General features: G+C 49.0%; 18 protein-coding genes. 3 read left to right on the forward strand and 15 right to left on the reverse strand.

What is annotated here, in order from left to right:
• Together rph and ACDJ58_RS23605 are read right to left on the reverse strand one after the other, a co-directional pair.
• The gene (gene rph / locus ACDJ58_RS23600; RefSeq protein ID WP_053783129.1) at positions 1 to 759 is read right to left on the reverse strand and encodes a ribonuclease PH; all 759 of its coding nucleotides are present in this window, start codon (positions 757 to 759) and stop codon (positions 1 to 3) included.
• A gap of 146 nt (positions 760 to 905) precedes the next feature.
• Positions 906 to 1,961, reverse strand: coding sequence for a GerMN domain-containing protein (locus tag ACDJ58_RS23605; protein ID WP_413373204.1), 1,056 nt, complete (start codon positions 1,959 to 1,961; stop codon positions 906 to 908).
• 213 nt (positions 1,962 to 2,174) lie between these two features.
• Here ACDJ58_RS23605 and ACDJ58_RS23610 point away from each other — a divergent pair, with 213 nt between their 5' ends.
• Positions 2,175 to 2,741 carry a phosphatidylglycerophosphatase A gene (locus tag ACDJ58_RS23610; protein ID WP_413373205.1) on the forward strand — a complete coding sequence of 189 codons (567 nt, stop codon included), beginning with the start codon at positions 2,175 to 2,177 and terminating at the stop codon, positions 2,739 to 2,741.
• Between the two features lie 131 nt (positions 2,742 to 2,872).
• Here ACDJ58_RS23610 and ACDJ58_RS23615 read toward each other — a convergent pair whose 3' ends face one another.
• The 5 genes from ACDJ58_RS23615 to ACDJ58_RS23635 form a co-directional block, all read right to left on the reverse strand.
• The gene (locus tag ACDJ58_RS23615) at positions 2,873 to 3,526 is read right to left on the reverse strand and encodes a ferric reductase-like transmembrane domain-containing protein (RefSeq protein WP_413373206.1); all 654 of its coding nucleotides are present in this window, start codon (positions 3,524 to 3,526) and stop codon (positions 2,873 to 2,875) included.
• A 33-nt stretch (positions 3,527 to 3,559) separates the two neighbouring features.
• Positions 3,560 to 4,603: an FAD:protein FMN transferase gene (locus ACDJ58_RS23620; RefSeq protein WP_413373208.1), complete on the reverse strand. Its 1,044-nt coding sequence runs from the start codon at positions 4,601 to 4,603 to the stop codon at positions 3,560 to 3,562.
• Positions 4,600 to 4,995: a hypothetical protein gene (locus tag ACDJ58_RS23625; RefSeq protein ID WP_413373209.1), complete on the reverse strand. Its 396-nt coding sequence runs from the start codon at positions 4,993 to 4,995 to the stop codon at positions 4,600 to 4,602. Before ACDJ58_RS23625 ends, ACDJ58_RS23620 begins: the two co-directional genes overlap by 4 nt.
• 170 nt (positions 4,996 to 5,165) lie before the next feature.
• Positions 5,166 to 6,155 carry an MBL fold metallo-hydrolase gene (locus ACDJ58_RS23630; RefSeq protein ID WP_413373210.1) on the reverse strand — a complete coding sequence of 330 codons (990 nt, stop codon included), beginning with the start codon at positions 6,153 to 6,155 and terminating at the stop codon, positions 5,166 to 5,168.
• A gap of 18 nt (positions 6,156 to 6,173) precedes the next feature.
• Complete coding sequence (locus ACDJ58_RS23635) at positions 6,174 to 6,917, reverse strand: class I SAM-dependent methyltransferase (RefSeq protein WP_413373211.1); 744 nt, start codon at positions 6,915 to 6,917, stop codon at positions 6,174 to 6,176.
• Between the two features lie 311 nt (positions 6,918 to 7,228).
• Here ACDJ58_RS23635 and ACDJ58_RS23640 point away from each other — a divergent pair, with 311 nt between their 5' ends.
• Positions 7,229 to 8,104: a DUF72 domain-containing protein gene (locus tag ACDJ58_RS23640; protein ID WP_413373212.1), complete on the forward strand. Its 876-nt coding sequence runs from the start codon at positions 7,229 to 7,231 to the stop codon at positions 8,102 to 8,104.
• 135 nt (positions 8,105 to 8,239) lie between these two features.
• Here the strand turns inward: ACDJ58_RS23640 and ACDJ58_RS23645 are convergent, their stop codons facing one another.
• The 8 genes from ACDJ58_RS23645 to ACDJ58_RS23680 all read right to left on the reverse strand — a co-directional run bounded on the left by ACDJ58_RS23645 (position 8,240) and on the right by ACDJ58_RS23680 (position 22,753).
• Entirely contained in the window at positions 8,240 to 10,417 is a 2,178-nt protein-coding gene (locus tag ACDJ58_RS23645; protein WP_413373213.1) for a glycoside hydrolase family 88/105 protein, read from the reverse strand.
• A 56-nt stretch (positions 10,418 to 10,473) separates the two neighbouring features.
• Complete coding sequence (locus tag ACDJ58_RS23650) at positions 10,474 to 11,295, reverse strand: polysaccharide deacetylase family protein (RefSeq protein WP_413373214.1); 822 nt, start codon at positions 11,293 to 11,295, stop codon at positions 10,474 to 10,476.
• A 95-nt stretch (positions 11,296 to 11,390) separates the two neighbouring features.
• Entirely contained in the window at positions 11,391 to 13,004 is a 1,614-nt protein-coding gene (locus ACDJ58_RS23655; protein ID WP_413373216.1) for a glycoside hydrolase 43 family protein, read from the reverse strand.
• A 49-nt stretch (positions 13,005 to 13,053) separates the two neighbouring features.
• Positions 13,054 to 16,428, reverse strand: coding sequence for a glycosyl hydrolase (locus ACDJ58_RS23660; protein WP_413373217.1), 3,375 nt, complete (start codon positions 16,426 to 16,428; stop codon positions 13,054 to 13,056).
• 208 nt (positions 16,429 to 16,636) lie between these two features.
• Positions 16,637 to 18,142: an extracellular solute-binding protein gene (locus ACDJ58_RS23665; protein WP_413373219.1), complete on the reverse strand. Its 1,506-nt coding sequence runs from the start codon at positions 18,140 to 18,142 to the stop codon at positions 16,637 to 16,639.
• Positions 18,143 to 18,160: 18 nt separating this feature from the next.
• The gene (locus ACDJ58_RS23670) at positions 18,161 to 19,048 is read right to left on the reverse strand and encodes a carbohydrate ABC transporter permease (protein WP_024632531.1); all 888 of its coding nucleotides are present in this window, start codon (positions 19,046 to 19,048) and stop codon (positions 18,161 to 18,163) included.
• 39 nt (positions 19,049 to 19,087) lie between these two features.
• A complete protein-coding gene (locus tag ACDJ58_RS23675; RefSeq protein WP_413379802.1) occupies positions 19,088 to 20,017 on the reverse strand; it encodes an ABC transporter permease in 930 nt (309 codons plus the stop codon).
• Between the two features lie 333 nt (positions 20,018 to 20,350).
• Positions 20,351 to 22,753 carry an AraC family transcriptional regulator gene (locus ACDJ58_RS23680; RefSeq protein ID WP_413373220.1) on the reverse strand — a complete coding sequence of 801 codons (2,403 nt, stop codon included), beginning with the start codon at positions 22,751 to 22,753 and terminating at the stop codon, positions 20,351 to 20,353.
• Positions 22,754 to 22,983: 230 nt separating this feature from the next.
• Between ACDJ58_RS23680 and ACDJ58_RS23685 the strand changes: the two genes are divergently transcribed.
• A complete protein-coding gene (locus tag ACDJ58_RS23685; protein WP_413373221.1) occupies positions 22,984 to 24,339 on the forward strand; it encodes a dipeptidase in 1,356 nt (451 codons plus the stop codon).
• Positions 24,340 to 24,659 lie beyond the last annotated feature (320 nt).

Here is a 24,659-nt window from a genome sequence, read left to right on the forward strand (position 1 = left end):
TTAGGCTTCTCCTAATCCACGAGCACCGATCTTGAGTGCAATGGGACCGAGAACTTCTTTTTGACGCTCAATCATCTCCAGAATTCCCTGCTCACCCAGCTCCAGCATCGCGTTCAGCTCACGACGGTCAAATGGTGCTTCTTCACCTGTTCCCTGAAGCTCCACATATTTCCCGCCGCCTGTCATCACGAGGTTCATATCTACCTTGGCTTTGGAATCTTCATCATAGTTCAGATCCAGCACAGGCTGTTCTCCAACTACACCCACACTTACCGCTGCAATGAAATCCGTAATCGGAAATACTTGCAATTTATGCTGTTGGGCAATTTTGTTCACCGCGAGCGCCAGAGCTACAAACGAACCGGTAATGGACGTTGTGCGTGTACCTCCGTCGGCTTGAATGACATCACAGTCCAGCGTAATGGTACGCTCACCAAGCGCCTGCAAGTTAACGACCGAGCGCAGTGCCCGGCCAATCAGACGCTGAATTTCCATGGTGCGTCCAGTCAATTTGCCGCGGTTCGCTTCACGCTGATTACGGGTATGTGTTGCACGTGGCAGCATGGAGTATTCAGCCGTTACCCAGCCTTTACCCTGCCCTTTCATAAAGGGAGGAACACGTTCCTCCACAGTAGCTGTGCAGATAACCTTGGTATCTCCCACTTCAATCAGTACAGAACCTTCGGCGTATTTATTCGTGTTAATTGTTAAATTCATCGGGCGCAGCTGGTCGCTGGTTCGTCCGTTAGATCTCATCATTTCTGCCTCCTACGACTTAAGCATCCTGTAATGTCGAACTTGTTCACACTTTTACTAATCACTTCTATATTACCAAAGAGTTCACTTAAAAGCATCCTGTCCCCCAAAGAGTTCTGTCAACCGTACGCTAGACCGTTCTTTGTGACTTAAATTGGAATTTCATTGATATATTCAGGCTTCGATACTGGGGCACTGTAATCCCGATTATCATCACTCATGACTGTCTTTTGCCCGTTCCATTCGATCTGGACTTTAGCTTCCTTGCCAGCTGTGTTCTCGGCCGTAGTCAATACGACGGATTGGAGCAGTTCACTTGGCACGACATCTCCCTCAGTGAACATATCGTCTTTGAGTGCAACCGTTACGGTTCCATCCTCAGACGTTTTGATCGATTGCAGCTGCGTTCCACCTGTCATGACCTCTTCCAGCTCGCCACCTTTGGCAGGCCCCTTGATCAGTTCATTCAGCGCCGCCTGCACCCGGTCTCCACCTGGTGTCACTAGACGCGTAACCGGGACATAATATTGAATGCCTGCTGGCGAAGCAGCTGAGAAATAAACTGTTACCGGGCTGCTGTTGGTCGTGAATGTATCACCCAAATCGAGATTGATGCCCACCGCCCGATTCAACGGTTCCGGCAGTGGCGTGCTGTTTACTGGCATTTGCGTTAACTTTTTGCCGTCCACCCAGATCTGTACGCTCTGCACATCCGGTGTACCGGTGAGTGTCCATGTGACAGCCTCCAGCATTTTGCGCTCGTTCTTGGCATCATACTTGGCAAAGTTTCCGGAGAACTCCACGACTGCCAGTTTATCATCCGAATGAATCGTTACGTTCTGAACAACGGTACCCTGCGGGAGAACGCCCTGAAATCCTTCAGGCAACATCCCTGCATATGGACCACCCGTCACAAGTGTATCCAGAGCGGTCTTGGGACTGCTGACGTCCGTGCCCGACGGGAGTGTCATGGATACTGGAGCCAATAAACCTTGCTGGTCCTGCAGATACACGGTTGTAAGTGGCAGCTTGGCAAGTGATCCGTTGCCTTCGGCCGCCTGAATCATGGCCGCTTCCTGAATCGGCGGCGGTGGATCAATAGCCTCGGAGGACTGTGCCCCAAACATACCACATCCGGATAACACCACAGGAATACTCAACAGCGCAGCTGCAGAAGCTGTACGCAAATAACGGATCTTACTCATGATCACGTTCCCCCTCATCATTTTTACAGTTTGTACTACCATGTATACGAGCCTTTGCCCAAAAAATAACTACTTTTTAAACAAGCTCATCATGCATAAAACTGAAAACAGGCTTTCCATCCCCTTCGAGGGATAGCAAAGAAACCCAAAACGGTTAATAACGTATTAGGATACAAGTGTAGGGACATTGCTAACTTCAGAGGAGGAATCGCCATGGAACATCCGGAGCAAGAAAAAATCCCTTACAGCCTGAATAGCCGTAAAGTGGCAGAGGCAACGAGGGAATGGCTGCACAAGCGGGGCGTTACGATCCCTGAGATCGCAGAACTGGTCATGATGCTGCAAAATAAGTATTACCCAGGTCTTACGATGGAAGAATGTATCGACAATGTGGAGAAAGTATTACGCAAACGTGAGGTGCAGAACGCAGTCCTGACAGGCATTCAACTGGACTTGCTGGCAGAGCAAGGCAAACTCATTTCTCCTTTGCAGGAGATGATTGAGAATGATGAAGGGTTATATGGCGTGGATGAGATTCTCGCATTCTCCATCGTCAACGTATACGGAAGTATCGGATTTACGAATTACGGCTATGTAGACAAGCTAAAACCCGGTGTGCTTGAACGTTTAAACGACAAGAGCCTCGGGCCTGTGCATACGTTCCTGGATGATATCGTGGGGGCTATCGCCTCGGCGGCCAGCAGTCGGATTGCGCATCGCAAACAATCGGAGCTTGAAGAAGCTTTGGGAGAAAAACCTGTCAGCGATGATATTGTATAATTTGCATGTATGATTAGGAGTTGGAAATGAACAAACAAAGTAAATTCAACATTCAGACTTATTTTAATCATGACAAAAAGGCGGCCACCTGGCCGCTTCTTTTGTGTTGATTCACTTATTTTTGTAATACGCTATTTCAGATGCTCCTGTCTTCCCGCTCCCGCCAAACTGTACACCTCTGCCCATTTCTTTTCCGCTGCCGGCTTAGGCTGTACATGACTGGGGCCAATTGTAATTTCCGGGCCTTTGCGTTCCCGCAGCATGCCACGAAGTACCGTAATACCAATTATACTCAAGCCAGTAAACACGTACATCAGACGCATAAGCACATTGCCTGAATCAGAGCCGGTAACCATACCATGGAACAGTAAACCGATGAATACGGGATAAGACAACATATGGAACATAAACCACCATTTGCGGCCAAGCTTGTTACGCAGATCACTGGATAGCAGTACGATCACCAAACCATAAAAGGATAACGTACCCAGTCCGCTGCCGATCGGATGTACTGAAGCCGTAAACGGAATGAGCAGTTCACTCCAGGTGAATGGACTATAGTGATCAATATATAGGGTTAACGCATGCATGAGTCCAAGTCCCAAGGCGAGCCAGGTCGTTCGGGTATGCCATTTAAACATGGCCGCTTTGGGTTTGCCTTTAGCCATGGGCATCCCTTGAGCAATCCCCAGAAACACACCCGCAAAGAGCAGCAAATAAGCGGCTATCCCACTAATTCGAATGATATTCCACGTTGGCAGGTAATCTACAATCCATTGCGCCATAACCGGCTCCCCCATATCTGATAGACTTGTCTTTTATATAAGACTGAAGCGGTGATCCGGATCGAAGCCAGGCCAGCGTTCAGCGAGCGTGTCGGTATTTCCTCTAAAATAAGTACTCCCATTCCGGGTCATCCACAGGACATCATGCCGGTCGTAATGACGGTTTAACCAGCCTACTGCATCGGCACTTCCCAAAATACAGACGGTCTTGGCAATAATCTCACATTGTGAAGCATGCTGGCCCAGAACAGTACACTGTAGCACATCCGTGTCTGCTGGCTCCATCGTCCGGGGATCAATTAAGTGATGTGAAAGGCTTCCGTCCGTATTCTGCCACTGTCTTCGTACCACTCCTGAAGTGGCAATTGCACCTTTCCTCAATTGAATATTCCCTATCAGATTTCGCTCCTCCTGATAAGGATCGGTGACTTGCACGGACCACATCGGATGAAGTGTTGTCCCCCATGCCTGAATATCTCCACCTGCATTAATCAATCCGGCCGGAATATGAAGTGTACGTTGCAGCCAATCGGCGATACGTTCAACAGCCCACCCCTTAACAATGCCCCCAAGGTCCAGCTCAGTCCCAGGGTCCTTATGAACCATTCGGCTGCCTTCCCTTTGAATCCAACGTGGGCGGCTATAGTCATATTCGTCTCTCAGCATATCTGTTATATCCAATTGTCGGATGTCCAATCTGCGTTCGGTTCCAGATTGCTGAAGCTCTCTTTGTTGCAGCTGCTCGAAGCTGACATCGTAACCAGAAGCCCGCAGAGCCTGAGAAATACCTGGCTGAAAGATCCCTTCCGTCTGTCCAATATAACCGTATGCCAAACTTAGCACTTCATCCATTGCTGCGGAGATGGGCATCCATCCTGTGCAACGATTCAGACGATTCAATTCACTGTCTTCCACAAATCGGCTGAAACGCTGTTCCTGCGCTTCGAACCAATTCTTCACCAAGGCTGCCGCATGCTCAGCTTCTTCCCGTCCTGCGGCTAACTGAACTTCCACGTCCGTGTTCATCGCCCGGAAGCGGAACTTAAGAAGACGGGAGACTTGCTCCGTGCGGCTCATGATGCACCCGTGCGTGACTGATAATTGCCACGGCTATATCCGGAGTCTGTATCCTGATTGCTGTTCTGATCTGTTATCCAACCGCCCGACGACCTGCCTTGATTCGAACCGATGGCATTGCTTCCATCGGTCGTTCCTTCATCCAGACTATAGCCCTCATTGGACGATGCATCGGAATTGTTATCTGTGTTGTTCGTCCATTCGTCCACGACATCATCCTGAGCATCTATCTGAGTAGAAGCTGTACTGCTTATATCGGTACCATTAGCCGCCGCATAAGCGACATCAAAGGCATCAGAAGTTCTTACATATTGAAAGAGTGCAGCTACGGTCAACGTTGCTGCCGCTGAGGCTTGCCATTTTCTCCATTGATTTCGTTTTTTCCTGGTCATCGCTCTTCCCTGCTTTCTCTGGCGAAGTTCATGAATTTATCATAGAAGTGCTGGCTTAAAAGAAGATGAATGAACGGTTAAGAGAGACTAAAGCTTTCATTTATTTGAGTCGTTACACGCAAAAAAGACTCTGAACAGGCAGTTCTCCTGGTCAAAGTCTTGTAATAATTCTAAGTATTTTCGATAAAAAAGAACACTCCGTCGGGCTGCTGCTCCTGTACTATACGCTCCCGCCGGATCAATTCCTGCAGATGTGCCAAAGTCTCGCTCATCGCAAAACGAAGCTGATGTGTTCCCAATCGGTCACCAAACATAAACACACAGATATCATACGCATTCGTCGGTGCTTCCCGGATTCGCTCCATCATCTTCTGAAGGCGCTCTTCATGATGAGTAAGCAGATGAACCGTTCGATCGCCAAAATGGCCAAACGGATTCCGATGCCCTGGATATGCCACTTCTACATCCAAAGCCCCTAGTCGATTCAGCCCTTCCATATAAGACAATAAAGGTTGATCGTCACTTCCCGGCTGCAGGCTAATATTCGGTGATATCTGCGGCAATACGGCATCTCCACACAAGATCTCCCTGGAGTCCGGCGCATAGAAGGATAGATGTCCTGGCGCGTGACCACCGGTTTCTACAGCAAGCCACTTTTTCCCACCCATAACCAGCCATTCGCCATCTTCAATCGGGGTCACTACCGGAAGTGGCGTAATCTGTGAGATGAATCCCTCCATATGTTCGCGGATCTGCTGCGTCTTGTCTTCTGGCATTCCATGGTGACCATAATATTCAGGCAAAACCGTATTAATGGTTGCCTCCGTTCCCCACATGTAATCCGCTTCCTGGCGGGATCGTGTGGACATTCGAACAGGCACACCCGTTTGCTGCTGTATCCAGCCGGACAACCCCAGATGATCGGGGTGATGGTGGGTCAGTACAATCTGACTAATATCCTGAAAAGTTAAATTGAAATCTGCGAGTGCTTCGTGCCACTCCTGTTCCGTCTCAGTACTGCGTGGTCCTGGGTCAATAATCGTTATTGTTCCATCCGGTTCATGAAGCACATAGCTGTTCACCCAACGCAGAGGAAAAGCCATAGTAATCTTGACCCGATGCATGCCTACTGGCATGGAAATGGATTCCGTTCGCTTCATTAATATTCTCCTCCAACTCTACTGCTCTGGCCGATGACCGACAAAAATCATCCGCGGCGATGTCTGCTCATCGTACTTCTCTTCATCATAACCGCCATGTACCTGATCCACCACGAGTGCTGCCTCGTGAAGCAGATCACGTAGTTGTTCGCGAGTGTACAGCTTGACGCGTTCCTGATAGATTCGTGGTTTTTGGCCCGATGCGGTATCGGTGATGTGGATTTCTTTTTGCACAAATCCATCCTGGATCTTGCGAAACTCCTCAATATTCTGTCCTTCGCTTTCACGTGTTGAATGCTGCACCAGATGGCGATTCACATAAGCCGTGTTCATAAAATCTATAATGTAACTACCGCCCGGCTTCAGCATCCGATGAATGGCGCGTAACACTCTTAGTTGCTCTCCATCCTCTCGGAAATACCCAAACGAGGTAAACAGATTGACGACAGCGTCAAATCCGCCTTTCAGTGGAAGCTCGCGCATATCGGCGTGATACCACTCTACACGATGTTCGGTGTCCATATTGCGTGCTTCACGCAGAAGCACATCAGACAGGTCGATTCCGGTTACCTGGAAACCAGCATCTGCAAGGGCCAGAGAATGTCGGCCCATACCACAGCATAGGTCAAGTACCTTGGACTTTGGCTGAAGCTTTAACCAATTGATCATTTTATGTACTTCCTGATATGCACCTTGCACATCCCGATGTTTGTACACAAGAAGGTAGTCTTCTCCAAAACTCTTTTCATACCATTCCGTCATTACGTATCGCCCTCCACATGGTCACTGGCCCAACTATCCGTAATACGCTGTTATATCAGCCGGATCATATCTCTATAGCTTTTAGCCATTGTACCGTCTTTATCCTTCAAACTCAAAAATTTCCAAGGATCGTCCACATTGAACGGTCGGAAACCACACGATATAATGTTAAACATAGTCAGGCCCACGCGAATCGGTTAACTATACATAGAAGATTGATATATAACTACTATGGCATCTTCACTTCATGAACGCCATTAGACGACTAAAATATAACGCGACATCAGAAGAAGCAGCAGGAGGTGTTATTTATGATTCGGATTGGACTTACGGGCTGGGGAGATCAGGAAGATTTGTACCCGAACCGTACCAAAGCGAAAGACAAGCTCCGTCTGTATGGACAATATTTTACGACCGTGGAGGTAGACAGTTCCTTCTACGCCGTTCAGCCTCGGGACCGGATGGCACGCTGGGCAGCGGAGACGCCAGAATCCTTTGCTTTTATCGTCAAAGCCTATCAAGGGATGACCGGACATCTGCGGGGAAAACCCTATTTCACAAGCACCTCGGAGATGTATAAGGCCTTTCGCGAATCCCTGGAGCCTGTCATGGAAGCAGGCAAGATGCAAGCGGCCTTGTTCCAGTACCCGCCGTGGTTTGAATGCAATCGGGACAACGTCAATGAACTGCGTGAAGTAAAACTGAGAATGGAAGGCATCCCGTGTGCCCTCGAATTTCGTCATCGCAGCTGGTATGAAGAGGGCTTGCGCGAACGAACGCTGGCATTTCTTAAGGAACAGGGCTGGATTCACAGCGTCTGTGATGAACCTCAAGCGGGGCCAGGATCTATCCCTATCGTACCTGAAGCTACCGATGTCGAGATGACGCTGGTGCGTATGCATGGGCGCGATGTATCAGGCTGGCATCAGAATGGTGCACCCAATTGGCGCGAGACCCGTTATCTGTATCGCTACAACCAGGAAGAGCTGCTGGAGTGGAAAGGTTATTTGGAGCAATTGCAAGAGCAGAGCAAAGATGTGTATGTGATTTTCAACAACAACTCGGGCGGTGACGCGGCTGCCAATGCACAGATGATGATGGAGCTGCTAGAGCAGCCCGTAAGGCCCTTCCCTGACCGTACGGAGCCGAAGGAGGAAGAGGGACCAGAGCAATTGGAGCTGTTTTAAACACATGTCTAATTCGGATTCTGAACAAAATGTTTCTAATAATAAGCCTAATGACAAGGAAAAAGCGGCAAGCCTTAAGGCTGTGCCGCTTTATTTGTCGTTAGGCTATATGCAGATGAACACATGGTTGCTGTATTAGCGTTGTGCGGCTGTAACCGAGGAGTCGAGCGAATTCCGGCAGAGCTGCTGGTTCATTTTATACGCCTCAATCCCGGCCAGAAGCACAATGCCGATACCGTGCGTATCGTTCAGAATCCATCCCAGATCGTCTCGGTAATAGAGTGCAGTAAAGGAATAACCGGAACCCCGGCATACTCCGTACACATTGCCTTTATAATCAATGGACAGACGTGTCATGCCTTCCCATCCTTTGCGCACCGCATCCAGGTAGGCCTCTGGCTGCTCCAGCCAGCTTTCACGAATACCGCGGGCATAGGCGTAGATGAACATTGACGTGCAGGAGGTTTCCTCATATGAATCCGGGCGGTTCAGCACCTGATGCCAGAGTCCATTTTCACCTTGCAGTGCCAGATATCCCTGACATAAATCTCGGTAGAAGCTCAGCAGTTCTGAACGTTTGACGTGATCACTTGGCAGAATCGAAAGTAGTTCGGTTAGCGAAAACAGAACCCATCCATTTCCGCGTCCCCATGGTATGCCCGTCGCCCGTCCACGCACAAAATCATACACATGGGACATGATTTGTTGTTCGGGAATATACAGATATTTGCGGAACATCAGGAACTGGTTGATCGCATCATCCCAATAAGAAGTATCTCCCGTCAACTGGCCGTAACGCATCAGGAAAGGTGTGCTCATATACAGATCATCACACCACATCGTTTCCTGGCGCATCTCTCCGCTGCCACGAACACGGTAAAAGGCTCCGTCTTCCAGACGTTCCTGTTCATCCGTAATATAGCCCGCAATACGATCTGCGGTATCCCTGCCTCCACGAATGTCGCCGAGTTCCATCGCTGCCAGCAAAGTAGATCCAAACGAACCGCAATCATCCAGACTGTCGATTGCAGACAACTGATTATTGATTCCCGCGGCGCCGTACCCTTCCCGATCCCATAGACCATAACGGTCAAACGACGTACTCAGGCCGATATGGTCCCGCACATACTGAACATAGTCGTCACGTCCCAACTCCTGTCCAATCTGAAGAAGTCCAAGGAGGGTGACACCGAGTGGATAGTTCCATTTACCATAATGGGTATTTTCCAAATAGGGCCGGACACTCGTTTCAGGTAGATCAACATGCCAGTATACACCTTGGGCTCCATCATCAAATACAGTATCTGTTACCACGATGTCTTGGGGAGATGGTTCAGAGCCTGGGGAAAATACACCCGTATACAGCCAAGCGTCGGGGCATCCTGCAACCGGATGAGGTGGTCTTAATCTCCAGTCTTTTGTAGTGGAATCCTTCGCATCTTCCAATGTGAATCCCCACAACTTGCTCCCAGCCTTGGTTTCACCCTTCGCTACCAGATCAGATGGACCGTAGCGGCGAGGCAGTTCAATGCTGAAATTGCCGCTTTGCCCAGCAGAATATATTTCCTTGCCATCAACGTACAGGGTGAGAGCACCCTCATGTTTCCCTTGCAGAAGAACAGGTGACGATCCCGGTTGGATTACATCCAGTTTGGACCACGCGTACGCAACAGCTGGCTGCTCTGTACCAAAGATTCTGGCGAAAGCTCCAGCATTCTGTTCCTCTTCTGTCCAGTCCCTGCGCGGAAACCAGGAAAGGCCCGTTTCTTCTTCAGTCATGCCATCACGAGGGAGTGATGATAGAGGTTCATCGACTGGTTCCGAGTACAACCAGCCTTCCTGACCTAGGCGATCCACACCTGGTGTGAGGAAGTGAAGCGGGAAGTTTTTAAATGAGGCCGTTCCGTAGATACCACCGAATCCCACCTCTGTTTTTACAAAACAAAGCAACACATCGTTCCAGCCATATTTCACGGAAATCGGAATCTGGGTTCTGCGCTCGGGAAATAACTCCTGCAATAACTCGGATTTGAAAATCTCTTCTCCGTTTACATAGACCGTCACCGGACTATAACAGTTCAGTCCCGTATTTAACGTAGCCTCCTGCTGGCTCCACAACTTGCCCCATACGTACACGTACTGTCCTGCACGAGCCTCTTTCCACTTGGCATCCAGATTCAGATCATAACGATAATCCCCAAGTCTGCGGAAGCCTCCACAATGGTACGCTCGGAACAAAAAGGAGTGTTTCGGATGGTCCCCAATATAACGCTGTGCCACGGTAGTCAAAATATCCGGAATTGAATCATACACCTTGCCTGCAATCGCCTCGTTCTCATGAAAATAACGAATGATCGTCAGCTCCCTTCCTATACCTTGATTCGTTCGGTTAGTCGCAATGTCTCTCCAGCCTTCACTTCAACCACCTGCTGATCCGCTGTAAACCAGATGGAGATGGCCGATGGGTTATGGATAATCGAGCGGTCTGCTGAACATTCCAGACGTCTGACCGCTTTCCAGTAAGCAATCACTTCGATGTTCGTTGCGTACCAAATGTCATCCCGGTTGCCAATCTGCTCAGCAAACTGTTCTATAATCTGCCAATTGTCGTTATCATTGAATTCGTAGCTGTGACCCCATACATATAACAAGAGTGGCGTACCTGTCTTCGTATGCTGGATAAATCGTTCGGCATGGGCCGCCAGATCATGGTTATGGTGGCAGGTTGGATGCCATTCAAGCGGCCGCTCAGGCAGTGTGTACCTGCCGTGGGATTCAACCGTGCGTGCATAATCGATGCCAAGCCATTCGAGCTTGGTGCTGAGTGAACGGTCATAACCCCCATTCGGATAGGCCATACCTCGTACCGGATAACCGACAAGCTGTTCCAGCGATCTCCGATCTTCCATAATCTCTTCGGTCAGCAGCTCATCCGGGACATAAGGCAATGTGGGATGGGTGACTGTATGTACAGCCACTTCATGCCCGGCATATAATTCCGCAACTTCTTTCTTCTCAATTCGGCCAGGCTTGCTCAGCGTACCGGAATTCAGATTGAATGTGCCCCGCAGCCCATGCTGATTGAAAATTTCCACCAGTCTGCGATCATGCACCACACCATCGTCATAACTGAACGTCAACGCCTTCATCACGCCACCCGGGTAGCGGTCAAACTGGATACGATGTCCCATCTTGTTCCTCCCCCACTTGCTTTCTCCAAAAACGAATGATTCACACTGGATCACTGCGCTGTCAGAACGTCCCTCCAGGCCCGTTACTGAACCGATTAGACCGTTTCCTTCACATCAAAATATCGAAAAACACCTTGACCTCCACTATTCGCAGATCGCGTATTCACAGCAAAAATTCCCATCTTCGCGCCCACCCAAAGAGCTGTCGTCGCGTTAAACGGTGCACCGATCGGTTGAAACCCCGTTCCATCTTCACTCCAGCTGAACTGACAACGGGCAGGTTCCGTCAGGGTGAATCGGAGATGAATGGTCCTGCCGTTGTACGGTGTGCCGTTACCATTCCAGTCCAGCCCCGTTTCTTCCCATTCATCTGCGTGCAGGTGGCTCTCCGGACGTTTGGCTCCTCGAATCAACGATAGTCTGGCTGTTCCATCTTCCGTCTGCGTCAGGCACAAGCTTGCATACGAATCGCCAAATAGGATAAGTCCTATCCGATCACCTGCTTGCTTGGGCAAGAACGTCAACTTGGTCGTCGCTTCAAATTCAGAGGCAGGCAGCTTCTGTAAGAGCAGTTGTGGGACACCAAACAAGGATTGAATATTCTCCGGGTATGGGCGCGCATGTAATACCAGCCCCTCTTCCGAACCAACATCCGCCCATTCCGGGCGCGAATTCGCCTGCCATTGCCATTGGAGACCAAGACGATTGGCCTCAAAATGATCAGAAACATCAGGCACCGAGATGGGATACGAAGCTCCAACATTGGGCTTCGTATACACATCGACGGGTTCACCTGTTCCTTTACCTTCACGATCTATTCCAATGACAGGCCATCCATCTTCGCTCCATGACATCGGCTGCAGATGAACGATTCGACCATACGCATCGCGATCCTGAAAATGCACAAACCAGGACTCACCCGACATCAATTCCACGTAACCTCCCTGATGAGGTCCATTCACCGCGGAAGCTCCCTGATGCATGACGATTCGGTCCTCATATGGCCCAAATACCTGTTCCGAACGCAACACCGTCTGCCATCCTGGCTTCACGCCACCTGCCGGAGCAAAGATATAATAGTACCCATCTCGCTTATAGAATTTCGGTCCTTCAATCGTCGGATGATGCTTCGTTCCATCAAAAACAATCGTTCCTTCATCCAAAAGCCTGCTTCCATCTACAGCCATGCGGCACACTTGAATTTTGCTTTTGATCCCGCAGCGGCTATGGGCAAAAGCGTGCACCAGATAAGTCTGGCCGTCATCATCCCATAACGGACAAGGATCAATCCATCCTTTCACCTCGTGAACGAGATGCAAAGGGGACCACTCTCCCTCGGGATGATCCGCAGTGGTCATGAAGATGCCTTCATCCGGTGTACTGAAGAAAATCCAAAACTTTTCGTCGTGATACCGAATGCTTGGAGCCCATACACCTTTCCCATGAAGCGGCACATCGTACCCTGGCAAATCCAGCTGTTCAATGGCATATCGTACAAGCTTCCAATTCACCAAATCTTTGGAATGCAGAATCGGTAATCCCGGCGTATGCGAAAAGCTGGAAGCCGTCATATAGAAGTCATCACCAACACGAATGACATCAGGGTCGGAATAATCTGCATGCAGAATCGGATTTCGGTATGTACCATCCCCCTGATCCGCCACCCAGATTGGCTCCGTACGCTGCTGGTTGAATCCGGTTATACCCATGCTTTCCCTCCTTCATATTGTTCTTGCCAATCCGTTTATCTTGTGAGGTTTATTCTTCTGCTGATATATGACCGGCTTCCTGCAAACTGTGGCTGCCCGAGTCAAAATACGTACCTTCCAGCAGTCCGATTAATGTATTGGTAACTCGTACTTCAATATCGTTATCCCCTGCTCGCAGCCAGGAGGCTTCTCCCGTCCAGCGATATGGAGACCAGCATCGAACGCCCAGACTATGACCATTCACCCGTACCTCGACCACATCCTGCACCTGCCAGTCGCTGAATTCCAGTTCAAAGGACGCGAGCTCTTCAGCAGGCTGATCCAGCCAGAATCTTCGTTTGTAACTCATCTCCCCTGCAAAATGGGGATAAAACGGCTGAGGCTCAGGCCCAATTCGGCTCGCCGTATCCGGCTCACGAACGAGAGAGACCATACCTTCATAATGGAACTGCACGCCAAACCGCCCTTGCAGATACAGCGGATCGACGATACCTTCCTCATCCCTCGTGACCTGTACGGTAACAGTCATTTCATTCAGGCCACTGTGTAGGAACTCTGTTATATTGCAGCCAATATTGTTGTGATCGGTAATTTCAATCGGCTCGAATTGATCGGGTCCAATCTGTTGTCCGTTGATTTCCATGGTCCAGTCACCTGATATCGCCGCCCTGTCCATGAATAACAGACATTCTGCCAATGCCGTTCTCAGCTCAAATGTAGTCGTATACTTGCACTGGATTGGATAAGCAACGGAAGCTTTCTTTGGTGTACCAAATACCTGATTAAACTGGAGCGGCAGATGATGGTTCTCCGATAATTCAGCCGCCTGATCAATAAAGGGTTTGACTGCAACATGATTACGTTCAAAAATTACACCATTGTCATTGGAAGCTGTTACGTTGAACTGCCCCATCCGAAGTGTGTTGGATTGCACCGTTTCCAGTCGCCATGGCCCCTCCGCAGGAAGTTGAATGGTATAGGGCGCGTCCTCAGTCTCAGTAACTAAACGATCCGCGCCAGACTTCATTCCTGTTTGGTTCAGAGCAAAAGAATTCCCCTCTGATACCTCTTGGGCATGTTGTAAAGTAAGCCTCACAGCCTGTGCTTCATAGGGAGCAAGCTTTAGCGAAATGCACCACTCACCACCACTGCTGGTAAACGGCAATGGTTCACGCTGTCCTGTCTCCAGATCGAGCCGTTCCGCCAGCAGACGTGTACCCGCTGAAAGATCCACATCCGTCCATAACCGCTTGGCTACCATTTTCAATTGCCCTTCAAGTTGTTGTCCTTCCTGGTTGGACAAAAAGATCATAAACTCTCCATCCGATAATTGACGGGTCTGCATAAGCAGCGACGCACTTTCTTCTTCCATGATCCAACAGATCGGTTCGGGCAGTACCTGATCCAGCAGCAGGGAGATCAGTTCCAACGAGAAGTCATCCCCGCGACCTGTTCCCGCAGGTAGAAAAAAAGCATTTCCCTGCCCTTGTTGCCACATCGATTCGCTGCTATCGTGACCTGTTTCTTCCGCATTGCCCCAATATGCCTCGTGCGGCTGGTTACCTGCACCAAAGAACTGAGCGGCCTCATTTCCTACAGGGCTTCCTGGTTGGATAGCTACATGCGGAGGCATGCCTACAGATATGACCGTTCCCCCCTGTTCCACGAACTGCTTCACCTGCTGCCAAGCTGCTGCCTCCAGGTTCAGCATCGGCGGAAGAATCAGCACTTCATAACGTGCAACGCCAATCTGAATTGTGCCCTCGGCCAGCACAGCTTCCGCTAACAGCTCGGGGTCCAGATGATCATAGTCACGTCTGTTTTCGAGCAGGTGCGAGGTGATCCGCATCCAATCGTTCGTGAGGCGATCCAGCTTCGCCCGTTCTGCTTCGTCTTCTCCGCCATATTCGAATCCGTGAAGCGGATTGCCCATCAGGCTCCAAAAAGTGGTCGTTGGATCAAGCACAGCAATTCGAATGTCCGCAGTCCCCGTGCTCATTAGATAGCTTAAACGTCCCGTGTAATCTCCCAACTGCCGGAAATGACGCCAATAAGGGTTCTGTATAAACTGGGATGGCGGTGCATCATGCTTGGCAAGTCCGCCGATGGTATAGAAAAAGGCGTGGAAGTTAAAAAAGTTGGTGCCCATGGCTGCCATCCGGTCAATCATCCATTTGGCATCCTGTAAGGTCATCGACCAGCCTACACTGTGGAAACACTCAATCAGATTACGGCTTCGTCCCAACTGTCTGGCAAGCGAGCTGACCATCTTCGGATTGTCGCGCATTTTTTTGCCATACCGTTCCAGAATCCAGGATAAGGGGCGTCCGATTTTCTCATGCGCGGAATCTCCACCTGGCATATGGCTGAACAACTGAGTGGTCATCCGTACCCCGGGCACTTCTGCCGCATACTGAATCCCTGCCTCTTCGCACCAGTCATGTACCTGTTTGTGATACGACTCCCTGAGCAGCAGATGTAACGACTGGTAGTAGTCATACCGGATTCGTTCTGCATCTGGGACATCGCTATGCAGCAGAGCGGGTAGGGACTCGATCAGACTGTAACCACAGCGTTCGCTAAAAAATAGGGGAAGCTGTGGAGACCAAGGAATACGCCCAAGCGGCGCAATTTCATCAGAGAACATGCCTTTGATTACGCTTTCAAACTGTTCTCCAACTGCTTCCTTATACCGTTCGTGGGTCAGTTCAATAAAACGGCTCATCGCTTCTTTGTGACACGGGTCTACAAAGTTGCCGTAATATTTGAAATCATTCATCTCTTCTTCCTGAAATATAATCACGTCCCACTCCCCAGCGGGAGCTTTCCACAACAAGCGAAAAGCCGTTCGGTATGTAAAAAACCGCTTGCGATTATACGACGTGAGTCCTGTCTCCTGATATACCTGATCCGTCTGGATATTGCCGATGTTGCTGCGCAAATCAATGGATTCTTGCCACAATCTTTTGCCCTGTGCATCCTTTGGTATTGCCTTCGCCACTAAAATTCGACCCCACGGCAACTCATGATCCACTATTTCTCCGCCATGAACACGAATCTGCTGATGTACCAGCTGGCGCTGCTTCGCCTCGGGAAAATCAAGTGTCACCTCACCGCCGGCCATCCCGCTTGGATAGGGATACTCGTCATATAACCATACCTGCATGCCGCAGGCGGCCGCCGCTTCCACTGCAATCCGTACCTTGTCAAACCATGCTTCGGACAGATAGGGAATCTCCAGCCCCTGACGTGGACAGATGAAAAAACCACCTATGCCCTGTGCAGACATTTCAGATATTTGTCGTTTGATTTGCCCTTCTTCCATATCCCCATTCCAAAACCAAAAGGGATGAACCCGGTACTGCGCCTCGGGATTTTCAAATGCATCCCCGTTCCACATGTCGCTTCCTCCCTGTATGCTCAAGAGTGGTCATCCTTTACCATTACCGTTCATTTAAGTTCAAATAGGTTTGTTTTGCATTGATTATACATCAAAAACCAAAGACTGGAAGCCATAATTCACAAAAAAAGAGATGAACATGGTTTTAATTGGCCTGAACTATGCATATACGGAAATGCCCGGCTGCCACCTTTACACTACAAGCAAGGCTGCCGGGCTCTGGAACATCCATCTATTTCAGTGCAGCGTACAGCTCATTCACTTCTTTGACATAGTCGTCGCCGCCACTGCTTTTCCACAATGCAACAGCATCCTGGAAGCCTTTTTCGTCAATTTGCCCCACGATGAATTTGATGCGGGCATCATTAATGATGTTATCCAGTTGTGGTCCTTTCTGGGCATACACATCGGAAATGAGCGGTTCGCCAGGATTAGCAATGACGATTTCCTCATTGGCTTTCTGCACCTGTGCAACCTTTTCGCGAACAGGTGTCTGTTGTACACGAAGCGTTCTGTCCTCGGGAACAAACATCAGAATCTGATTCAAACCCTGTAGGTCCCGGAGCGCAAGTTTATCAGTGGTCGGTATAATGTAGTCCTCTTTTTTCTCATATTGCTTGCCTTCCAGACCGTTGTACAACAATGTTTGCAATTCTGTTTCATTCAGCTGATCCAGGAAAGAAAGCACCTTTTTCAAATCTTCTTCCGTTTTGACACTGCTTTTGGAAATAGCTATCAGACCGGAGTAGCCGGATGTTGGCATATCGCGCAATCCCTTTGGACCTTCCATCGCTTGAAGTACATCCACATGTCCAGTCGCTGATGGATCTTTCTCCAGTATCTTCTGATCCATGCGCTGTGCGTTATCCGCCACATCCACCATGACACCCGCTTGCCCGTTTACAAAAGGATCAGGCAGTTTCGTCGCATCCATCACGGCAAAGTCCTTGTTGACCAGACCTTCGCTATAGATTTGACGGAAAAATTTCAGAGCTTCCATATATTCTGGAGTCTCATGTGCCGGCATTAAACCTCCGTTACCATCCTCGCCCCATTTGTTGGGTGCACCAAACCAAATCTGCATATTATCCCAAGGGCCCGTGAATTTGCTCGCCACCAGACCGTAGGTATCGTCTTTACCGTTGCCGTCTGGATCATCCTTCGTGAACGCTTTCAATACGTTGTAGAACTCGTCAATGGTCTTTGGCTCTTCCAGGCCGAGCTTCTCCAGCCAATCCTTGCGGATCGTGACACCGTTACGTCCCAGTGCACGTGCGCGGTAGATGCCATAGGTTTTGCCATCGATGGAAGCATTGTTGGTGATAATTTCATTCATCTTGCTCAGGTTCGGATAGTCTTTCAGATAAGGTCCAAGCTCCCAGAAAGCTCCGGTACGAGCCGCATTAATGAAACTTGGGGACTTACCAAGCACAACCATAACATCTGGCAGCTTGCCCGAGGCGAGCGTGATATTAAATTTGTCCTCATAAGAGCTGCTCGGTACCCATTGCAGATTCACATCCACCTTGGTCAGTTCCTCAAGCTTCTGAATCACAGGACTGTTATCCGGCGGATTCTCCGCTTCAAAGTTCGGAAGCATAATCGTGATCTGATCCGTGCCTCCCGCAGCTGTTCCTGAACCTGCTTTGTCCGTGGAGCAAGCTCCCAGAACCGTACTCAGTACCAATGATGCAGAGAGTAGCAATGCGCCTTTTTTGAATCCCGTCTTTTGTCCCATACATTCTCCCCCTTGGCTTTAGCCTTTGATTGAACCTAACATGACACCCTTAGCAAAATGCTTCTGCAAAAACGGATACACCAGCAAAATCGGAATGGTACCTACCACAATGACCGCCATTTTAATGGACTGCTCCGGTGGCTGTACAAAATTGGGGTCCATGTTCGCCATATCTCCGACACTGGCTTGCGAGAGCAATACGATCTGTCTCAGCATGACTTGCAATGGCCATTTGTCACTGTCGGAAATGTACAGGAGTGCCGAGAAAAAGTTATTCCAGTGTCCTACAGCGTAAAATAGCGCAAATGTGGCAATCACCGGTTTGGATAATGGCAGAACAATTCGCCACAGTACCCCAAGATCCGAACAGCCGTCGATGCGGGCCGCTTCCTCCAGCCCTGGCGGCATTTGTTGAAAGAAGTTTTTGACAACAATTAAGTTAAAAGCGCTGATCGCGCCAGGAAGCATGAGGGCCCAGTAGGAATCCAGAAGTCCAAGTCCACGAATGACGAGATAGGTCGGGATCATCCCGCCGCCGAACAACATGGAGAAAATCACCATGTTCATCATGACATTCCGGCCCCAGAAATCACTTCGGGAGAGCGGGTAAGCCATCGTCAGCGTGAAGAAGAGATTGACCAATGTACCTGCAACCGTAACAAATATCGAAACGCCTATACTGCGGAAGATAGTAGAAGAGGAAAAAATATACTCATATGCACTGAATGAAAACACCTTCGGAATAAGGAAAAAACTGCGTTCCGTAATCTCGGCTTCGGTCGCGAATGAATTTCCTATAATATACAGGAAAGGAAGGACGGTTAATATGCCCAGAATCCCCAGCATGACGTAATTGAAAATATCAAATACTCTGCCGGCAGGGCTGTTGTATAGACGGCTGTTCATGGGCGATTTCCTCCTTATCAATGGATGACGAACACGCTCTTAATAGATTCCGGGATGCCCGAATTTTTTGGCCAGTTTGTTACTGCCCAGCACCAGAATAATTCCAACCACAGACTTGAATAACCCGACCGCTGTACTGTAACTGAATGCACCTTGCGTAATCCCGACGGTGTATACATACGTATCAAATACATCTGCTACATCACGGTTCAGCGAGTTGGTCATCAGATAGATCTGTTCGAATCCGGTATCCAGAAAGTTTCCCAACCGGAGAATGAGCAATATGACAATGGTCGCGCGAATCGCTGGAAGCGTGATATGCCACATGCGTCGTAATCGTCCTGCACCATCCACAATCGAAGCTTCATACTGTTCTGTATCCACACCTGCCAGTGCTGCGAGGAAGATAATTGTTCCCCATCCCATCTCTTTCCACATCATCTGAACAATAATGAGCGGACGGAATGACCCCGGACTCGCCAATACATCGATCGGTTTGCCTGTGATCCAGGAGATCAGGTCGTACAGTACCCCGCCTTGGGGAGTCAGGAATACATAAGTGATACTTGCGATAATGACCATGGATACAAAGTGAGGTACATAAACCAGTGTCTGAATCGTTCTTTTAAAGAAAGCCACCCGGATTTCATTGAGTAACAAAGCGATAATAATCGGTGCCGGGAAAAAGAATATAAGATCATATAGGGCAAGGACGAGCGTATTCCTCAGCAATCGAAAAAAATCCGGATTGGAGAAGAAATTCGTAAAGTTCTCCATGCCCACCCATTGACTGTCGCGAATGCCCAGAAAAGGCTGATAATCCTGGAAGGCAATAACGATCCCCCACATGGGTAAGTATTTAAAAATGACAAAGTACAAAAATCCGGGAAGCACAAGCACGTACAGCCATTTATTTCGTTTGATCTGCCTCTTCCAGTTGGACTCCCGCTTCATGGGCAATGCGGCCATATCCACCTGAGCTGCTGTAGCGCCATTTCCATTCCAGTCCGTCTTCCCGTTCATAATGTCTCCCCTCCCTATTTATGTAAGCGTTATTAATTGACCTGTTATTCAGACTATACAGCTGCCCTGTTTCCGGCAACCTTCATTTTTTGCATGGTTGCGTAATATGGCTCAAAAGCCCGCTATAACGCCATTCCCGGTTCAACTTGGACATATTTGGACAGAGCTAATTGCACATTTTTGCACTATTATCCTTCTTTGCTTTCTGAGTGGAACATAAAAAAACCGGAGTCCCATGAAGACAGGATTCCGGTCAGCGATGAAGTCTTATGAACAGGTTTATTTCACCAGCCATTGATCCCGATACTGGCTCGGCGTTAAGCCTTCCTGTTTCTTGAAAATCCGATTAAAATAACTGTGCTGGTATCCAACAGCGCCTGCGATATCATTGATTTTCATGGTGGTCTCACGCAGCAATTGCTTCGCCGTATCCATTCGTACCCGTGTTAAATAATCAATGAAATTCATGCCCGATACTTGCTTGAATGCCTTGCTTAATGCATATGGGGTCATCTGCTCCGCATCTGCACAGCCTTCCAGGGAAAGTTCGTTTCTATAATTCTCATCAATAAACAACATCGTACGTTCCACTACCTGCTTCAGCGGCTCCTGGGAACGCATCTCGATCTCCTGAACATATGGCAGCAATACTTCTCCGATCATCCATTTCATCATTTGTGCAGGTTCGCGAATCGTGGACAAGCGCTCATACATATTGCAGCCACCAAACAGCTTGTAAGGCGTTACCCCGGTCTGAAGCATCATGTGCTGAATACTTCCCAGTAACTGAAGCATCATCTGCTGCACCTGGAACTCGGAACTGCCCGCTCGGGTAACCTCGGTCATGAATTGCTCCAGTACGCGCTCAGCCTCGTCCTTCTTCCCAAGCCTGATCGCCTGAAGGATCTCACGTTCCAGCCCCAGTGGATACGAGGCTTCTTCCGTTCTGCGGAAACATTGCTCATCCTCCAGATCGAGAATCTGGCTCCCGTCTTCCACGCTGCGATAAGCAACCGCCTGCTCCATCTCCACAAATAATCCCGGCAATTCCTGCGGGGAAGCAGCAGGACGGCTTACGATCACCGTCACGTTCATCTTCAAGGTCCGACCAATGACCTCCACCAACTCCTGTCCCCATAATAACGCTTGTGATTTCACAGGCTCGTCGTTGGCAGCAATCACAAGCATGGCTGAAGACAGATCGTGAAAGTTCATTACACTAATTTGACTGAAAACATTTTTAGCCACTTCTTCAATGATATTAACTGCCGCAAAGGTAACCAGCCCCGTGTCCTGGCTCCCAAATCTCCCCTGCAACTGAGCATAGCCCGTAAAATACATCTGGAGCAGCAAAAACTGCTGGCCTTCCACCTCAAATCCAAGATTCCTCATCCGTTGCTGAAGATCCTGCTCGTTATAGGCATACAGATGTCCTTGCACCAGTTGCAATACAAAACTGTCCCGCAAATGGGGAAGCTGCTCCTGTAATTGCCGATGGGCGGTCAGACTCTGCGAAGTCAATTCGTTCCACTGTTGTTCCAGCAGCTGGAATTCATCCAGCCTGGTGTCTGTTGTCGCTTCATTCCTGCCCGGCGTCAATAAATGGAGCATTCTTGCTACGGGAGAGTATATTCTGCGTGAGGCAAACCAGGATAACACCAACCCCAGGATAAGACTGCCTGCACTTGCAATAACGATGATTTTGGATACGAGCTTCACCGGCGAGGTCACCGATGTCAGCGGAGCTGCGGATACATATGTCCAGTCCGAATCAATCCGACTCAGTGATCCATAGGACACAGAATAGGTCTCGTCCTCATATTTGAACAGGAATGAATGATTGTCTGCATGCAGGGCTATTTCTTCTTTTACCTGCTGCTCAAAAGCAAGGTCAGCCTTCCCTGCTACCGGATTACCGGTAACCAGTGTATTGCCCTGCTGGTCCATGAGAAACGTTAACCCTTCATCATATGGAGTAAGCGTTTTCAATAAGCCGGCGACTTTCTCATTATCCAGCGTAATGATCAGCGCACCAAATGGATTAATGCTTTCACCCGGAATTTTATGTACAAGAACCAGTGCATTACCCGGATCGGTATGCAGTATACTATCATTCGTTCGAGATGCTTTATCACTACTCTGGCTCGCAATCCAGTCTGTCCAATACACATGGTTGCCCATCGTCAGATAGCGGTCAAAGGCCTGTATTTTTGCATCATCCTTCAACTCGTTATAATCCCGGTTAAACAAAATCGGTTTCGGTTCCTGCAAATATAGCTGCGCGGATTTGATGAGCGGATGGGAGCCTTGCAACACGTATAGTGTGGTGACGATCTCCTGTGTTTCGTTGAAATAATACACAAAATCCAGCGTTCGCAGCGCATTGCCAAACCTGGGTTCAAAAGCCCAATGGGACAAGGTCATCTCCAGATAAGCGAGTTGGTCGTCCACGTTGCGCGCCCGGTTCTCAATCTGGCTTTGGTGCATCTGATTAAATTCATTTTCCATCCGGCCAACGACCAACTGATACATCACGATGCCTGTAATCAGTCCGGGAATGCTGGCAATGAGCAAAATAAGCATCAAACTATTTCGATAAAAACGCCCTTTATGTCGTCCTGTGGTTAACCCTGGCCAACGCGTGAGTCTGCCGGAGGGTCTTACCTTCCTAACTGGTTCCATCAGCGCTCACCTGCCTGCTTGCGTATGGTCTGACTGTCATGGGAACTCCCTCAACTCCCCTGCTGAATGGTTTACATGAGAATATATGGATGAAATCCGTTTCTTGTATTATACGCATAATTTCCGGGGGAATGAAACGGTATGTAGCAGATCATTTTTTAACCAATGTTTTATTAACGCATCAAAATGGATTACAATAGGGTAAAGCAAAACATGAAGGAGGCCTTTTAATGAAGGAACAAACTTATTTTCAAGAAAATAGAGAGAAAAACCTGGCAGAATTGAATGAATGGTTATCCATTCCAAGTATCTCAGCCATTTCGGCGCATAAAGAAGATATTAACCGTGCGGCACAATGGGCTGCAGATGCACTCACTCGTGCAGGTATGGAAAATGTAGAGGTTATTCCAACAGCGGGACATCCGATTGTATATGCAGATCACCTGCATGCACCCGGCAAACCAACCGCACTGATCTATGGACACTATGATGTACAACCTGTCGATCCGCTTAACCTGTGGGAAACACCTCCATTCGAACCTACCGTTCGTGACGGCAAACTGTTTGCACGTGGTGCTACGGATGACAAAGGACAAATTTTCTTACATATCAAGGCGGTTGAAGCTCTGCTTGCCGAAAACAAGGAACTTCCCGTTAATGTGAAATTCTGCATCGAAGGCGAAGAGGAAATCTCCAGCCCGAACTTGCCGATCTACCTGAATGACAATACAGACAAACTGCGTGCAGACATGGTACTGATCTCGGATACGTCCTTGCTCGAAAAAGGAAAACCGGCGATCTCCACAGGTCTGCGTGGTCTTTGCTCGCTTGAAGTGGATCTGAATACAGCCAACACGGACCTGCACTCCGGTTCATTTGGAGGTGGTGTACCGAACGCACTGCACGCACTCGTATCCCTGCTCGCTTCGCTGCATGATGAGCAAGGCCGCGTGAGCGTAGATGGTTTCTATGATGGCGTTCTGCCGCTCTCTCCTGAGATGAGAGAAGAGTTCGTAAAGCAGGGCTTCAATGAAGAACAGCTTCGTCAAGACCTCGGACTGGAGCAATTGTATGGGGAAGAAGGCTACTCGTTCGTGGAACGTGTTGGCGCACGTCCGACGCTGGAACTGAATGGCGTATGGGGCGGATTCCAAGGTGAAGGCACCAAAACGGTTATTCCGAAGGAAGCTCATGCCAAAATTACATGCCGCCTTGTTGCGGATCAAGATCCACAGCAGGTGCTGGACCGAATCGAAGCACATCTGCGCGCTCATGTTCAACCAGGCGCAACGCTGCATGTGAAACAAATCGAGAAAGCCTTTGCGTTCAATACAGATCCATCGGATCCAGTACTGCAAAAAGCAGCTGATGCGTATGAGCAAGTGTACGGCGTTCGCGCGCTATTTACGAAAGACGGCGGCTCCATTCCGATCGTGGAGAAACTTTCACGCGTGCTTGGTATTCCGGCTGTCATGATGGGCTTTGGTTTGCCAGATGAGAATCTGCATGCACCGAATGAGCATTTCAACCTGGAGAACTTTGATAAAGGGTTGTTGACGATTGTTCAGTTTTTGAAGAGTTTGTAAAGTTTAGTTCATTTCAAAAATAAGTGCTGGTCAGCGTGCGAAGTGGCCGTTACGGATACGAATCGTTCTTTCGATCGCTGTTATCCCCGGATTTCTTTGAATACCTTTTCCAAAGGTGAAATCCGGGGATAGCATATGCTTCCGAAGTAGCTTTCTTGCAGAAAGCTTTTAGGCGAACGCTTCGCTTCTCCAGAATCGATTTCGTCCCCTTCACTACTTTGCAGCTTTTCCATGACTGATTTTAAGATTGAACCTACTTTACAAATGAAGGGTAGTAGGTAGATATATAAGTATATAAAAGGGGTGTGCCGTCTATATTT

The sequence above is a fragment of the Paenibacillus taichungensis genome (assembly GCF_047302525.1).
Lineage (GTDB): Bacteria > Bacillota > Bacilli > Paenibacillales > Paenibacillaceae > Paenibacillus > Paenibacillus taichungensis_B.